Annotated in this window: 13 protein-coding genes; 3 read left to right on the forward strand and 10 right to left on the reverse strand. The window is 65.6% G+C overall.

Annotation, left to right across the window (positions count from 1 at the left end):
• Positions 1–69 precede the first annotated feature (69 nt).
• The 3 genes from ybeY to miaB are packed head-to-tail and all read right to left on the reverse strand — an operon-like array spanning position 70 to position 3,015.
• Positions 70–552: an rRNA maturation RNase YbeY gene (gene ybeY / locus API01S_RS16610; protein ID WP_156330011.1), complete on the reverse strand. Its 483-nt coding sequence runs from the start codon at positions 550–552 to the stop codon at positions 70–72.
• On the reverse strand, positions 542–1,564 hold the full coding sequence (locus API01S_RS16615; RefSeq protein ID WP_061305322.1) for a PhoH family protein: 1,023 nt from the start codon (positions 1,562–1,564) through the stop codon (positions 542–544). Before API01S_RS16615 ends, ybeY begins: the two co-directional genes overlap by 11 nt.
• The gene (miaB, locus tag API01S_RS16620; RefSeq protein WP_061305324.1) at positions 1,561–3,015 is read right to left on the reverse strand and encodes a tRNA (N6-isopentenyl adenosine(37)-C2)-methylthiotransferase MiaB; all 1,455 of its coding nucleotides are present in this window, start codon (positions 3,013–3,015) and stop codon (positions 1,561–1,563) included. The genes API01S_RS16615 and miaB overlap by 4 nt, the downstream gene beginning before the upstream one ends.
• Positions 3,016–3,188: 173 nt before the next feature.
• Between miaB and API01S_RS16625 the strand changes: the two genes are divergently transcribed.
• Positions 3,189–3,956 (forward strand): phosphatase PAP2 family protein, encoded by a 768-nt coding sequence (locus tag API01S_RS16625; protein ID WP_084802448.1) that lies wholly within the window; start codon positions 3,189–3,191, stop codon positions 3,954–3,956.
• A gap of 66 nt (positions 3,957–4,022) precedes the next feature.
• Here API01S_RS16625 and API01S_RS16630 read toward each other — a convergent pair whose 3' ends face one another.
• The 7 genes from API01S_RS16630 to queA form a co-directional block, all read right to left on the reverse strand.
• Positions 4,023–4,742 (reverse strand): alanyl-tRNA editing protein, encoded by a 720-nt coding sequence (locus API01S_RS16630; RefSeq protein WP_050731145.1) that lies wholly within the window; start codon positions 4,740–4,742, stop codon positions 4,023–4,025.
• 37 nt (positions 4,743–4,779) lie between these two features.
• Entirely contained in the window at positions 4,780–5,457 is a 678-nt protein-coding gene (locus API01S_RS16635; RefSeq protein ID WP_061305326.1) for a VOC family protein, read from the reverse strand.
• A 178-nt stretch (positions 5,458–5,635) separates the two neighbouring features.
• Entirely contained in the window at positions 5,636–6,571 is a 936-nt protein-coding gene (secF, locus tag API01S_RS16640) for a protein translocase subunit SecF (protein ID WP_006221222.1), read from the reverse strand.
• A gap of 55 nt (positions 6,572–6,626) precedes the next feature.
• Entirely contained in the window at positions 6,627–8,507 is a 1,881-nt protein-coding gene (gene secD, locus API01S_RS16645) for a protein translocase subunit SecD (protein ID WP_006221221.1), read from the reverse strand.
• A 110-nt stretch (positions 8,508–8,617) separates the two neighbouring features.
• The gene (yajC, locus tag API01S_RS16650; protein ID WP_006221220.1) at positions 8,618–8,962 is read right to left on the reverse strand and encodes a preprotein translocase subunit YajC; all 345 of its coding nucleotides are present in this window, start codon (positions 8,960–8,962) and stop codon (positions 8,618–8,620) included.
• A 250-nt stretch (positions 8,963–9,212) separates the two neighbouring features.
• Positions 9,213–10,349, reverse strand: coding sequence for a tRNA guanosine(34) transglycosylase Tgt (gene tgt / locus API01S_RS16655; protein WP_006221219.1), 1,137 nt, complete (start codon positions 10,347–10,349; stop codon positions 9,213–9,215).
• Positions 10,346–11,404 carry a tRNA preQ1(34) S-adenosylmethionine ribosyltransferase-isomerase QueA gene (gene queA, locus API01S_RS16660; protein WP_061305328.1) on the reverse strand — a complete coding sequence of 353 codons (1,059 nt, stop codon included), beginning with the start codon at positions 11,402–11,404 and terminating at the stop codon, positions 10,346–10,348. Before queA ends, tgt begins: the two co-directional genes overlap by 4 nt.
• Before the next feature lie 184 nt (positions 11,405–11,588).
• Here queA and dacB point away from each other — a divergent pair, with 184 nt between their 5' ends.
• Together dacB and upp are read left to right on the forward strand one after the other, a co-directional pair.
• Complete coding sequence (gene dacB / locus API01S_RS16665; RefSeq protein WP_006221217.1) at positions 11,589–13,037, forward strand: D-alanyl-D-alanine carboxypeptidase/D-alanyl-D-alanine endopeptidase; 1,449 nt, start codon at positions 11,589–11,591, stop codon at positions 13,035–13,037.
• 132 nt (positions 13,038–13,169) lie between these two features.
• A complete protein-coding gene (gene upp / locus API01S_RS16670; RefSeq protein WP_006221216.1) occupies positions 13,170–13,808 on the forward strand; it encodes a uracil phosphoribosyltransferase in 639 nt (212 codons plus the stop codon).
• Positions 13,809–13,835 lie beyond the last annotated feature (27 nt).

A 13,835-nucleotide genomic window follows, 5' to 3' on the forward strand; every position in this document is an offset into this window, starting at 1 on the left:
CCTTGCGCGACGCCAATTTCGCGGGAACCTAGGGGTTGACCCGAAGGCTCCCGCGCGGCTTGCGGCAGGTCAGCGCCCGTCGGCCATCACGTAAGGGTCCGCAATGCCCATTTGCGCCAAGGTGGCGGTTTCCAGCGCCTCCATGCGCTTGGCGTCGCGCGCCTTGATGTGGTCGTAGCCCAGCGAATGCAGCACGCCATGGATGGTCAGGTGCGCGGCATGCTCCAGCAGCGGCTTGCGCTGTTCGCGCGCTTCGCGCACCAGCACGGGCACGCACATCACGATATCGCCGCGCGCCACGCCGACCGGATCGACGCCGTACTCGAAGGTCAGCACGTTGGTGGCGTAATCGCGCTGCCGGAAATCGCGATTCAGGCGTCGGCCCTCGGCCGCGCCGACCAGGCGCAAGCTGAGTTCAGCCGCCGAAAAATCCACCAGGCCGTCCTCGGCCGCCGCCGCCAGCGCGCGCTCGGCCCAGCGGCGCAGGCGCCAGCGGGGCAGGCGGGCTTCTTCGACCCCGTATTGCACCGACAGGGACAGTTCAGGCTTCATTTTCAGAGGCGCGGTCATAGGCGTCGACGATGCGGGCGACCAGCGGGTGGCGCACGACATCGCGGCTGGTGAAGCGGGTGGTGGCGATGCCCTGAACGTCTTCCAGCACCTTGACCGCATGGGCCAGGCCGCTGTCCTGGCCGCGCGGCAGGTCCACCTGCGAGGGATCGCCGGTGATGACCGCCTTGCTGCCAAAGCCGATCCGCGTCAGGAACATCTTCATCTGTTCAGGCGTGGTGTTCTGCGCTTCATCCAGGATGACGAACGCGTGGTTCAGCGTGCGGCCGCGCATATAGGCCAGCGGCGCGATTTCGATCGTCTGCTTTTCGAACAGGCGCTGCACCTTCTCGAACCCCATCAGGTCGTACAGCGCGTCGTACAGCGGGCGCAGATACGGGTCCACCTTCTGGGCCAGATCGCCCGGCAGGAAGCCCAGGCGCTCGCCGGCTTCGACGGCCGGGCGGGTCAGCACCAGCCGCTGCACCGTGTCGCGTTCCATGGCGTCGATGGCGCAGGCCACGGCCAGCCAGGTCTTGCCGGTGCCGGCGGGGCCGACCCCGAACGTGATGTCGTGCTTGAGGATGTTGTTCAGGTAGTCGCGCTGGCGCGGCGTGCGCGGGCGCAGGTCGCTGCGCTTGGTGCGCAGCGCGATGCCGTCGCTTTCGTCGTCCAGGGCGGGCAGCGGGTCGGCTTCCCGCGCCTGGGCTTCCTGGTTGTCTTCCTGGCGTCCGACGCCGATTTCGACCAGCCCCAGCTGGATGTCATCGACCGACAGCGAACGGTGCACGGCCTGCTCGTGAAAGCGCCGCAATACGCGGCCAGCCAGTTCGGCCTGTTCGCCCTCGATGGTGACGCGGCTGCCGCGTCGCGAGAGCTTCACGCCCATGCCATCGGCAAGCTGACGCAGGTTTTCGTCCAGCGGGCCGCACAGATTGGCCAGGTGGGTGTTGTCGCCATCCAGATTGACGACGGCGGGCATGCTGCGGCGGGCGCGGGAACGGGGAGTGGTCATTCGGCCTCTTGAGGAACGCGGTCCACATCAGCCACCCGGGCGCGCAACGAATTGGTGTGCGCTTCGGTGATGATGACGTCGACCATTTGTCCGATGAGCCGCGCGGGGGCGGCGAAGTTCACGATGCGGTTGTTCTCGGTGCGGCCCATCAGTTCGTTGGGATCGCGGCGCGAGGGGCCTTCCACCAGCAGGCGCTGGCGGGTGCCGACCATATTGCGGGCGATGGTGGCCGCCTGCTCGTTGATCAGCGCTTGCAGGCGTTGCAGGCGGCGCAGCTTCACGTCCTGCGGCGTGTCGTCCGTCAGGTCGGCGGCGGGCGTGCCCGGCCGGCGCGAATACACGAACGAGAACGAGGTGTCGAAACCGACGTCCTCGATCAGCTTCATGGTCTTTTCGAAGTCTTCTTCCGTTTCGCCGGGAAAGCCCACGATGAAGTCGGAAGACAGCGTCAGGTCGGGGCGGGCCGCGCGCAGGCGGCGCACGACGGACTTGAATTCAAGCGTGGTGTAGCCGCGCTTCATGCCGGCCAGCACGCGGTCGCTGCCGGCCTGCACCGGCAAGTGCAGGAACGACACCAGCTTGGGCAGGCGCGCGTAGGCGTCCACCATGCGCTGGGTCATCTCCTTGGGGTGCGAGGTCGTGTAGCGGATGCGTTCGATGCCGGGGATTTCATGCACGTATTCCAGCAGCATGGCGAAGTCGGCGATCTCATCCGTGCCTTCCATCTTGCCCCGGTACGCGTTCACGTTCTGGCCCAGCAGCGTCACTTCCTTGACGCCCTGGTCGGCCAGGTCGGCCACTTCGACCAGCACGTCCTCGAAGGGACGCGAGACTTCCTCGCCGCGCGTGTACGGCACGACGCAGAAACTACAGTACTTGCTACAGCCTTCCATGATGGACACGAACGCCGTCGCGCCTTCGACGCGCGGGGGCGGCATGTTGTCGAACTTTTCGATTTCCGGAAAGCTGATGTCCACCTGCGAGCGGCCTTCGGCGCGGCGGCGCGCGATCAGGTCGGGCAGGCGATGCAGCGTCTGCGGGCCGAACACCACGTCCACATACGGCGCGCGCTTGACGATGGCCGCGCCTTCCTGGCTGGCCACGCAGCCGCCCACGCCGATCACCAGATTGGGATTGGTCTTTTTCAGGTGCTGCACGCGGCCCAGGTCCGAGAACACTTTTTCCTGCGCCTTTTCACGCACGGAACAGGTGTTGAACAGGATGACGTCGGCCTCTTCGGGGTTGTCGGTCAGTTCCAGGCCCTGATCGCCACGCAGCACGTCGGCCATCTTGTCCGAGTCGTACTCGTTCATCTGGCAGCCGAAGGTGCGGATGTACAGCTTGCGGGGGGAATCGGAGCCTGCCTGGGGGGCGGAAATATCCAGGGCGGGGGCGGCGGCGGATTCGCCGTCGCGCGGCGCGTTACCGCGCTTGAGGGAGGTAGCTTGCATGTCGGTCGCCGTGACGGGTGTAGATCCCGGGGGCTGAAAGGGATGGAAAACGCGCAATTTTAACCCTTGCATCGAAATTGTTTCTTTGCCGGGTGGGCGGGTCGCCGTTACGATAGCGAGCCGGCTCGTTTGCAGGCGGCAATAATATTTCTCATTTTCTTTGAGCGGTATCGATGAATCCGAATCCCCTGACGCCCGAGGCCGCTGTTTCCGCGGCCCCTGCCGCGCCCGGCCTGCCTGCGCAGAACCAGTTTCGCAACCCATTTTCGTGGACGACCTGGCTGATGTTGGCCGTGGCCCTGGCGTTGCTGGCAGGCGCCAGTGCGCGCTGGGTCGACCTGCCGCTGGCCATCTGGATCAAGCAGTCCGTGTCCGACGGCGTGAACGAATCCTTTGAATGGGTCGGAGAAATGGGCGAGACCGGCCCGTACATCGGCGTCGCGCTGGCGTTTTACGTGGTGGGCCTGATTGGTCTTGCGCGCGGCTGGCGCAACCCGCTGCGCATGAGCTACGCCAGCATGGCGCGCGGCAGCCTGCTGATGCTGTCGACCATGGCGGTGGGCGGGCTGATCGTGCTGCTGCTCAAGCGATCGGTGGCGCGCGCGCGTCCCGAGCTGTATTTCGAGAAGGGCATCTACGGGCTGGGCGAATCTTTCTCGCGCGTGCAGCAGTTCAATTCCTTTCCATCCAGCCACACCTACGCCGCGTTTGCGGTGGCGGTGGTCCTGAGCATCCTGGCCCCGCGCTGGCGCGTGGCTTTCCTGCTGCTGGCGGCACTGGTCGCCATGAGCCGGCTGGTCAACCTGGATCACTACCTGTCCGACGTGATGACGGCGGCCGGCATCGCCGTGCTGGTCGGCCATGTGCTGGCCCCGCGCGTGCTGGGCAGCCAGTACCAATGGCCGCTGCGCGCGCCGTGGCGCTGGTGGAAGAAAACGTGAACGTTCCTGCCAGATAAAAAAAGGGCCGCGATGATAATCGCGGCCCTTTTTGTTTGTTCACCGCCGTCAGGCGAAGTTGACCACCACGCGGCGGTTGGTGCGGCTTTTCTTTTCGATCTTCGCGATTGCGACGGCGCCGATTTCGCTGGTGTTGCGCACATGGGTGCCGCCACAGGGCTGGCGGTCCACGCCGGGCACGTCAACGATGCGGATTTTGGCGGTGCCCGTCGGCGGGGCCGCGCCCACGGTGCGCACCAGATCGGGCTGGGCGGCCAGTTCTTCGGGCGTGATGCCGGTCACCGTGACGTCCAGGCCGCGATTGATCAGCGCGTTCAGGCGCTCGGTCAGCTCGCCCTTTTCCAAGGTGGATTCGGGCAGGTCGAAATCGATGCGGGCCGAGTCGGGCGAGATGCTGCAACCGGTGACGGGTGCGGGCACCAGCGCGCCCAACAGGTGCAGGCAGGTGTGCAGGCGCATCAGACGATGCCGGCGCGGCCAGTCGATGGCGACGGTGACACGGTCGCCCACGGCCGGGGACGCCTCGCCTTCGGCCAGGGCGAGCACATGCAGGATGCGTTGGCGGTCATCCGCGTAGACCGTATCCGCCAGCGCCACCACGCGTCCGTCGGGTAGGGTGAGCGTGCCGCTGTCGCCGGCCTGGCCACCGCTGCGCGCATAGCAGATGGTCTCGTCCAGCTCGATGCCTTCAGGGGTGACGGCAATGACAGTGGCCTGGCATTGGTCCAGATAGGGTTCGTCGTCGAAACGTTTGCGGGTGGCGGTCATGCGGGGTCTCCGGTTTGTATTGGGGGGCGGGCGCGGTTCACGCCAGGGTCTTGGGCCCTTGCGGCGTGTCGATCAACGCGGTCAGGCGCGGCTGCCCGTCGGTCTGTTCCAGGTCGATAAGGGTGTCGGCGCCCATCCAGGTCAGTCCCTGCCGCAGCAGGCCCGCCTGCGGATGGCTGCCCGTCAGGCGCACGAGTTTCAAGGGTTGGCGCGGCAGGCTGATGCCGGGGTAGGCGTCCACGTCCCATTGGATCAGCGTGGGCAGCAGGCCGTCGCCCGCCGCGTGGCCGGCTTCGCGCCAGACGGGCAGGCTGCCGTCGTCCGGCACCGTAAGGCGCCAGCGCAGGTCGCCGCGCGTCATGGGAATGACGGGCGCGATGCGCTCGGGATGTTCGGCCTGCATGCGGCTTAAGTCCAGCGGCGATTCGACCCGCGCGGCCCAGTGAGCCAGGAAGGGCCCTTGTTCCAGCCGCGCGCGCATGGCGCCCTGGTCCAGGCCGAACCACCGGGGCCGCTCGGGCGAGGGCGCCTCGGGATCGATGGCGATGACCTCAAGGTAGACGCCGTCCGCCATGCCCAGCACCCGGTTGTGAGTGCCCATGCGCGGGTGCGCGCCGCCGCCCGAAGGCGCCACACCCAGGACCTGGGCGACGTATTCCGTACCGCTGGCAAGATCCGCCGCGGCGATGACGAGATGATCGATGGTGAGTTTCATGGTGGTCTATGGTAGCGAATGCGGGAAGATTCGTACCCGTACACCAGAAGGCGGGAGGGACAGTACAGTGCGGACCCCGCCCCGTTGCGAGCGGACGGGCCGATCCCGCATGCCGCCATAAATAAAAAACCCGTCGCGCGGGCGACGGGTTTTCAGGGCCGGGTGGGCTCTGCGCGGATCAGGCGACTTCGCCTTCCTCGCCTTCCTTCTTGACCGGCTTGATCAGGTCTTCGCGCTTGACGCCCATCCACATGGCCAGCGCGGCGGCGACGAACACCGACGAGTAGATGCCGAACCAGATGCCGATGGTCAGGGCCATGGCGAAGTAGTGCAGGCTGGGGCCGCCGAAGAACAGCATGGCCAGCACCATCATCTGCGTCGAACCGTGGGTGATGATGGTCCGCGAAATGGTCTGGGTGATGGCGCTGTTGATGACCTCTGTGACGTCCGCCTTGCGGTACTTGCGGAAGTTTTCGCGGATCCGATCCATGATGACCACGGATTCGTTCACGGAGTAACCCAGCACGGCCAGCACGCCCGCCAGCACCGCCAGCGAGAATTCCCACTGGAAGAAGGCGAAGAAGCCCAGGATGATCACCACGTCGTGCAAGTTGGCGATCACGCCGGCGACGGCGAACTTCCATTCAAAGCGGAAGCCCAGGTACACCATGATGCCGATGACCACCACCAAGAGGGCCATCAAGCCGTTGTGCAGCAGCTCCTGGCCGATCTGGGGGCCGACGAATTCGACGCGGCGCAATTCAACGCTGGAGTCGGCTGTTTTCAGCGCGGCCAGCACGCTTTCGCTTTGGGTGGCCGACGTTTGGCCTTCCTGCAGCGGCAGGCGGATCATGACGTCGCGCGAGGTGCCGAAGTTCTGCACCTGGAAATCGCTGTAGCCCAGCTTGGACACCACGCCACGCACGTTTTCAAGCTGCGCCGTCTGGGCGTAGTTGACTTCCATGACCGTGCCGCCGGTGAACTCGATCGACAGGTGAAAGCCACGCGTGATGATGAAGAAGACCGCCAGCGCGAAGGTGACGAGACTGATGATGTTCAGCACCAACGCATGGCGCATGAACGGGATGGTGCGGTGAATACGGAAAAATTCCATTTTTCGCCTTCGGTTCTTTTCTATGGCGGACGGCTGCGGGCCGTCCGCTTTATTGTCAGTTTGCCTTCGGCTTCCAGATTTCGCCGATGGAGATCGTGGTCAGCTTTTTCTTGCGGCCGTAGTACAGGTTGGCCAGGGCGCGCACGCCGACGACCGACGAGAACATCGAGGTCAGGATGCCCAGGCAGTGCACCACCGCGAAGCCCCGGATCGGACCCGAGCCGAAGGCCAGCAGTGCCAGGCCGACGATGAGCGTCGTGAGGTTCGAGTCAAGAATCGTGCCCCAGGCGCGTTCGAAACCTTGGTGGATGGCCTGCTGAGGCGTCGCCCCGGCGCGCAGTTCTTCCCGTATCCGCTCATTGATCAGCACGTTCGAGTCAATGGCCATGCCCAGCGTCAGCGCGATAGCGGCGATACCTGGCAGGGTCAGCGTGGCTTGCAGCATGGACAACAGCGCCAGCAGCAGCAGCACGTTCAGCGTCAGGCCGATCGTGGAGAACACACCGAACAAGTGGTAGTACAGGATGATGAAGACGGCGATGGCCAGGAAACCGTACAACGTCGAATGGAAGCCCTTCGAAATGTTGTCGGCGCCCAGGCTCGGGCCAATGGTGCGTTCTTCGACGATCGACATCGGCGCGGCCAGCGCGCCAGCGCGCAGCAGCAGCGCGGTGTCGGCGGCTTCCTCGGAGCTCATGCTGCCCGAGATCTGCACCTGGCCGCCTGCGATTTCGCTGCGGATGACCGGCGCGGTAACCACTTCGCCCTTGCCATTTTCAAACAGCAGGATGGCCATGCGCTTGCCGATGTTGTCGCGGGTGACGTCGCGGAAGATGCGGGCGCCCTTGGAGTCGAGCGTCAGGTGGACGGCGGCTTGTTGGGTTTGCGTATCGCGGCCGGGCTGGGCGTCTTGCAGGTTTTCACCGGTCAGGACGACCTGGCGGCGAACCAGGATCGGGCGACCGTCGCGGTCGTTGTAGCGTTCCAGGCCGAAAGGCACGGTGCCGCCCAGCAGCGCGGCTTGCGCGGTGGGCGTGTCGTCAACCATGCGGATTTCAAGCGTGGCGGTGCGGCCGAGCAGTTCCTTGGCCTTGGCCACGTCCTGCACGCCGGGCAGTTGCACCACGATGCGGTCCGCGCCCTGCTGCTGGATGACCGGTTCGGCCACGCCCAGTTCATTGATGCGGTTATGCAGGGTGTTGATGTTCTGCTTCAGCGCGGAATCCTGCACGCGCTGGACGGCGGCGGGGTTCAGGGCGCCCAGCAGCAGCGGCTTGCCGGCTTCTTCGCGTTCCGTGAATTCCAGGTCGGGCAGGCGGGTGCGCAGCGTGGCGATGGCGCGGTCGCGGTCGTCGTTGTTGGCGAACGTGGCGGCAACACCCATGCCCGAGCGCTCGACGCCGGTCACGTTGACCTTCTGGTCACGCAACACGGAACGCACGTCGGCGGCCAGGGAGTCGTAGCGGGCGGTCAGCGCGCCTTGCATGTCCACTTGCAGCAGGAAGTGCACGCCGCCGCGCAGGTCCAGGCCCAGGTACATCGGCTTGGGAGCGAACCAGCCCATCGCGCGCATCCAGGCGGGGGACGCGGGCAGCAGGTTCAGCGCAACCGTGTAATGCGGGTCGCCGGCAACGGTGTTCAGGGATTTGTCGAGCAGGTCGCGCGCCTGCAATTGCAGGTCGGTCGAGGTGAAACGGGCGCGCACGGTGCCGAGCGTGCCGTTTTGTTCGTAGTACACGCCTTGGTTGGGGATCTTGGCGTCGGTCAGAATCTGTTCGACCCGGCTCAACATCGCTGCATCCACCTTGATGGTGGCCTTGGCGCTGGATACCTGGACCGCGGGGGATTCGCCGTAGAAATTGGGAAGGGTGTACAGCAGGCCAATGATGACCGCGATCAGGACCGTAATGTACTTCCAGAGGGGATAGCGGTTCATTGCCGGCTACTTCATGTCAGAGTGATAAAAGGACCGCCCGGGCGACAAGCGCGCCGGGCGGTGGCAGGCCCAATCGGACATGAGAGCCCGATGGGGCTCTCATGAGACGCTTACAGGGCCTTGATGGTTCCCTTGGGCAGCACGGTCGACACGGACGACTTCTGCATGATGACTTCAACGGGCTTGTCGGCCAGTTCGGACACTTCAACGGTCACGTAGCTGTCGTTGACCTTGGTGACCTTGCCCAGCATGCCGCCGGCGGTGACCACTTCGTCACCCTTGGCCAGGGCGGCGATCAGGTTGCGGTGTTCCTTCTGACGCTTCATCTGCGGGCGGATCATCAGGAAATAGAGGATCACGAACATCAGGACGATGGGCAGCATGCCCATCAGCGCATTGCCTTCAGGGGCGGCGGCTTGAGCCACGACGAGGCTTGCGGTATCGATAACGGACATTGAATTCTCCTGCGTTTAAGTCTGTGTGGGTTGTTTGTTGCTACGGCCAGCCATGCCCGGGTTCTCTATGTAACCGTAGGTCATCGCCAAACCCCTTAGCTGTGTTGTTATGCGCCCATCCCCGCGCGAGCCATGGATAGGGCAAGCCGACTATTGTATCTAGGTTATTGCCGGCCTTTCACTAGGGATGGATCCCAATCTATGGGGACGGAATCCCAATAGAAAAGACCCCCCCTGGAAAAAGGCCGGTTTATTCGATGCCGCGCGCCCGGTCGGCGGCGAACTGCGCGCGCCATGCGTCAAAGCGCCCTTCGGCGATGGCTTCGCGCATTTCTTGCATGATGGTCAGGTAGAAATGCAGGTTGTGCAGCGTGTTCAGGCGCGCGCCGGTGATCTCGTTGGCCCGTTGCAGGTGGTGCAGATAGGCGCGCGAGAAGTTCGAGCAGGTGTGGCAGGCGCAGCTGGGGTCCAGCGGGCGGGTGTCGTCGCGGTACTTGGCGTTGCGGATCTTGACGTCGCCAAAACGGGTGAACAGCCAGCCGTTGCGGGCGTTGCGGGTGGGCATGACGCAATCGAACATGTCCACGCCACGGCTGACGCCTTCGACCAGGTCTTCCGGCGTGCCCACGCCCATCAGGTAGCGGGGCGCCTGGGCGGGCAGCTTGGGCGTGACGTGCGCCAGGATGCGCATCATGTCTTCCTTGGGCTCGCCCACCGACAGGCCGCCGATGGCGTAGCCATGAAAACCGATGTCCTGCAAGCCGGCCAGCGATTCGTCGCGCAGCGATTCGTACATGCCGCCTTGGACGATGCCGAACAGCGCGTTCGGGTTGCCCAGGCGGTCGAATTCATCGCGCGAGCGGCGCGCCCAGCGCAGCGACATCCGCATCGAGCGGGCCGCTTCCTCGACCGTGGCCGGACGGCCGTCGATTTCATAGGGCGTGCATTCGTCGAACACCATGACGATGTCGGAATTGAGCGAGCGCTGGATGCGCATCGATTCCTCGGGCGTCAGGAACAGGCGCGCGCCGTCGATCGGCGAGGCGAACTTGACGCCTTCCTCGGTGATCTTGCGCATGCCTTGCAGGCTGAATACCTGGAAGCCGCCCGAGTCGGTCAGGATGGGCTTGTCCCACTGCATGAAGCCGTGCAGGCCGCCATGCTTTTCCATGATTTCCGTGCCCGGGCGCAGCCACAGGTGGAACGTGTTGCCCAGCACGATCTGCGAGCCGATCTCTTTGAGCTCGTGCGGCATCATGGCCTTGACGCTGCCATAGGTGCCCACGGGCATGAAGATGGGCGTCTCGACCACGCCATGGTTCAACGTGATGCGGCCGCGGCGGGCGCCGCCGTCAGTGGCGAGCAGTTCGAAATTCAGACCGGTCATGGGGCGAGGGACTCGATAAACATGGCGTCACCATAGCTGAAGAAGCGGTAGCGCTGGGCCACGGCATGCGCGTAGGCGCGGCGGATCGGCTCGACGCCGGCCAGCGCCGACACCAGCATCAGCAAGGTGGACTGGGGAAGGTGGAAGTTGGTGACCAGGGCGTCCACGACGCGATACCGGTACCCGGGGGTGATGAAAAGGCGGGTGTCGCCCTGGGCGGCGGCCAGCGGCAGGCCGTCGGCCGTGCGGCCTTCGGTCTGCGCGGCGGCCGATTCCAGCGCGCGCACGCTGGTGGTGCCCACGGCGATCACGCGTCCGCCTTTGGCGCGGGTGGCGGCAATGGCGTCCACCGTGGCCTGCGGCACCGTGAACCATTCGGCATGCATGATGTGGTCGGCCAGATTGTCGACCCGCACCGGCTGGAACGTGCCCGCGCCCACATGCAGCGTGACGAAGGCGCGCGCGATGCCCAGGTCGGCCAGGCGGTCCAGCGTGGGCTGGTCAAAGTGCAGCCCGGCCGTGGGGGCGGCGACCGCGCCGGGCTCGCGCGCGTAGACGGTCTGATAGCGGTCGTCGTCGCCGGCGTCGGCCGCGTGCGTGATGTAGGGCGGCAGCGGGGTGGCGCCGTGGGCGTCCAGCAGGTCCAGCACGGGGCCAGGAAAGCGGATGTCGAAAAGCTCACCCTCTCGGCCCAGCACGGTGGCCTCGAAGGCATCGGCCAGACGCAGCACCATGCCGGGGCCGGGCGATTTGCTGGCGCGCACATGGGCCAGGACGCGGTCAGATTCGGTGATGCGTTCGACCAGCACCTCGACCTTGCCGCCGGTGATCTTGTGGCCCGCCAGGCGCGCCTTGATGACGCGGGTGTCGTTGAACACCAGCAGGTCGTCCGGCCGCAGCAGGTCGATCAGGTCGGCGAACTGGCGGTCGTGCAGCTGGCTGGCGGCGTCCAGATGCAGCAGGCGGCTGCCCGTGCGCGTGGCGGCGGGCGTCTGCGCGATAAGCTCTGGCGGCAGGTCGTAATTGAAGTCGGAAACGGTCAGGGACTGGGTCACGCGGATATCTGTCTGTCAGTGAGGGCGGCCCGGCAAACGCTGCTTGCGGCAGCCGGGCGGGCTCGGGGCAACCGGCTATTGTAAAGGCGAAGGTTATCAGGGTCGGATCAGCGGGCGCGCCCGCAACCGTTCCAGGTTTTGTATGCTCTCGGTCTTGAGAGCAATAGCAACCGGTGGACTAGGCATGACGGGACAAGCGATGAAGCAGTTGGGCGGGCTGAAGCGGTGGCTGGCCGGCGCGCTGCTGACCCTGTCGGCAGGCGCCGCCTGCGCGCAGGTGCAGGGCCTGCCGCCCAACGTCGTGAATGCCTGGAAGGCCAGCAAACTGCCCGACAGTTCGCTGTCGCTGGTGGTGCAGGAGCTGGGCGGGCAGCGCCTGATCGCACTGAACGCCAAGGAACCGCGCAACCCCGCCTCGGTGATGAAGCTGGTCACGACCTGGGCGGCGCTGTCCGAACTGGGCCCCAATTACGTCTGGCGCACCGAATTCATGACCGCGCCCGGCGCCCGGCCCGACGCGCGCGGCGCGTTGGCCGGCCCGCTGTACCTGCGCGCGGGCGGCGACCCCCAATTCCTGATGCAAGACCTTTGGGCGCTGCTGCGCGAACTGCGCCTGCGCGGGGTCAAGCAGATCAATGACCTGGTGATCGACCGCAGCATCTTTGGCCAGGTCGCCACCGACCCCGGCGCCTTCGATGGCGCGCCGGACCGCGCCTACAACGCCAGCCCCGATGCGCTGATGGTGGGCTTTGGCGCACTGCGCCTGTTGTTCACGCCCGACCCCGCCGCCCAGAAATGGGTTCCCCTGATCGACCCGCCGCTGCCGGGCCTGAAGATCGAGGGGCACGTGGAATGGAGCGACATCCGCTGCCCCGGCCCCCCGGTGGTCACGACCGAGCCCCTGATCACCCAGCAGGGCGTGACGATCCGCGTCGGCGGCAAGGTGGCCGGCTCCTGCGGTGAATTCAGCCTGTACCGCCTGGCGCTGTCGCAACCGGACTACGCCACCGAGATCTTCCGGCTGTTGTGGAAGGAACTGGGCGGCACGTTCAAGGGGCAGGTACGCGCCGGCATGGTGCCGGCCGATGCGGTGGTGCTGGCCTCGCATGAGTCGCCGACGCTGTCGGAAGTGATCCGCCAGATCAACAAGCGCAGCAACAACGTCATGGCGCGCACGCTGCTGTTGACGCTGGGCGCCGAACGTGGCCGCCGGCCGGCCACCGTCGCCAGCAGCGAGGCCGTCGCCAAGGGCGCGCTGGTCAAGCAGGGATTGGACATGCCCGAGCTGGTCATCGATAACGGCGCGGGCCTGTCGCGCGAGGCCCGGGTGTCGGCCGACAGCCTGGCCTCGATGTTGACCGTGGCCTGGAATTCGCCCGTCATGCCCGAGTACATTTCATCCTTCGCGATCGCGGGGGTGGACGGCACCGTGCGCCGCCGTCTCAAGGGCGATGGCACGCAGGGCATGGCCCACCTGAAAACCGGCTCGCTGCGCGACGTGCGCTCCATTGCCGGTTACGTGCTGGGGGCCAGCGGCAAGCGCTACGTGGTCGTCAGCATCGTCAACCATGAACAGGCGGGCGCAGTGCGGGCGTTCGACGACGCGCTCATCGCGTGGCTGGCCGACCAATAAGTCTTTTTTTCCATCAAACCGATTACGATCCTCAAGCGTGGCTTGCAAACGGTGGCCGCGAACGCGGCGCGCCGTGCTGGTTCCGCCTGAGGCGAACAACCCTGTATTTCAATATTCTGGAGAATTACGCACATGCCCGTGCACGAAATCCGCCATCCGCTGATCCGCCATAAGCTCGGGATCATGCGTCGCGCCGACCTCAGCACCAAGAGCTTTCGAGAGTTGTCGCAGGAAGTGGGCGCGCTGCTGACTTATGAAGCGTCCAAGGACCTGCCGCTGGCGCCCGCCAGCGTCCAGGGCTGGTGTGGCGAAGTCCAGGTTGAGAAGATCGCCGGCAAGAAAGTCACCGTGGTGCCGATCCTGCGCGCCGGCATCGGCATGCTGGACGGCGTACTCAGCCTGATTCCCGGCGCCAAGGTCAGCGTGGTGGGCGTGGCCCGCAACGAAGAAACGCTGGAAGCGCACACGTATCTGGAACGGCTGGTCGGCGAACTGGACCAACGCCTGGCGCTGATTGTCGATCCGATGCTGGCGACTGGTGGCTCGATGGTCGCCGCCATCGATTTGCTCAAGCGCGCCGGCTGCAAGGAAATCCGTGCGCTGGTGCTGGTGGCCGCGCCCGTGGGCATCGACGCCGTGCTGGCCAAGCACCCCGACGTGCACATCTACACCGCGTCCATCGACGACGGCCTGAACGAGCATGGCTACATCATGCCCGGCCTGGGTGACGCGGGCGACCGTATTTTCGGTACGACCCAGAAGACCGACTGACGGGCAGGCGGCTCGCGGCGCGCCGGT

Source organism: Achromobacter piechaudii NBRC 102461 (assembly GCF_001571245.1).
GTDB classification, from domain to species: domain Bacteria; phylum Pseudomonadota; class Gammaproteobacteria; order Burkholderiales; family Burkholderiaceae_B; genus Achromobacter; species Achromobacter piechaudii.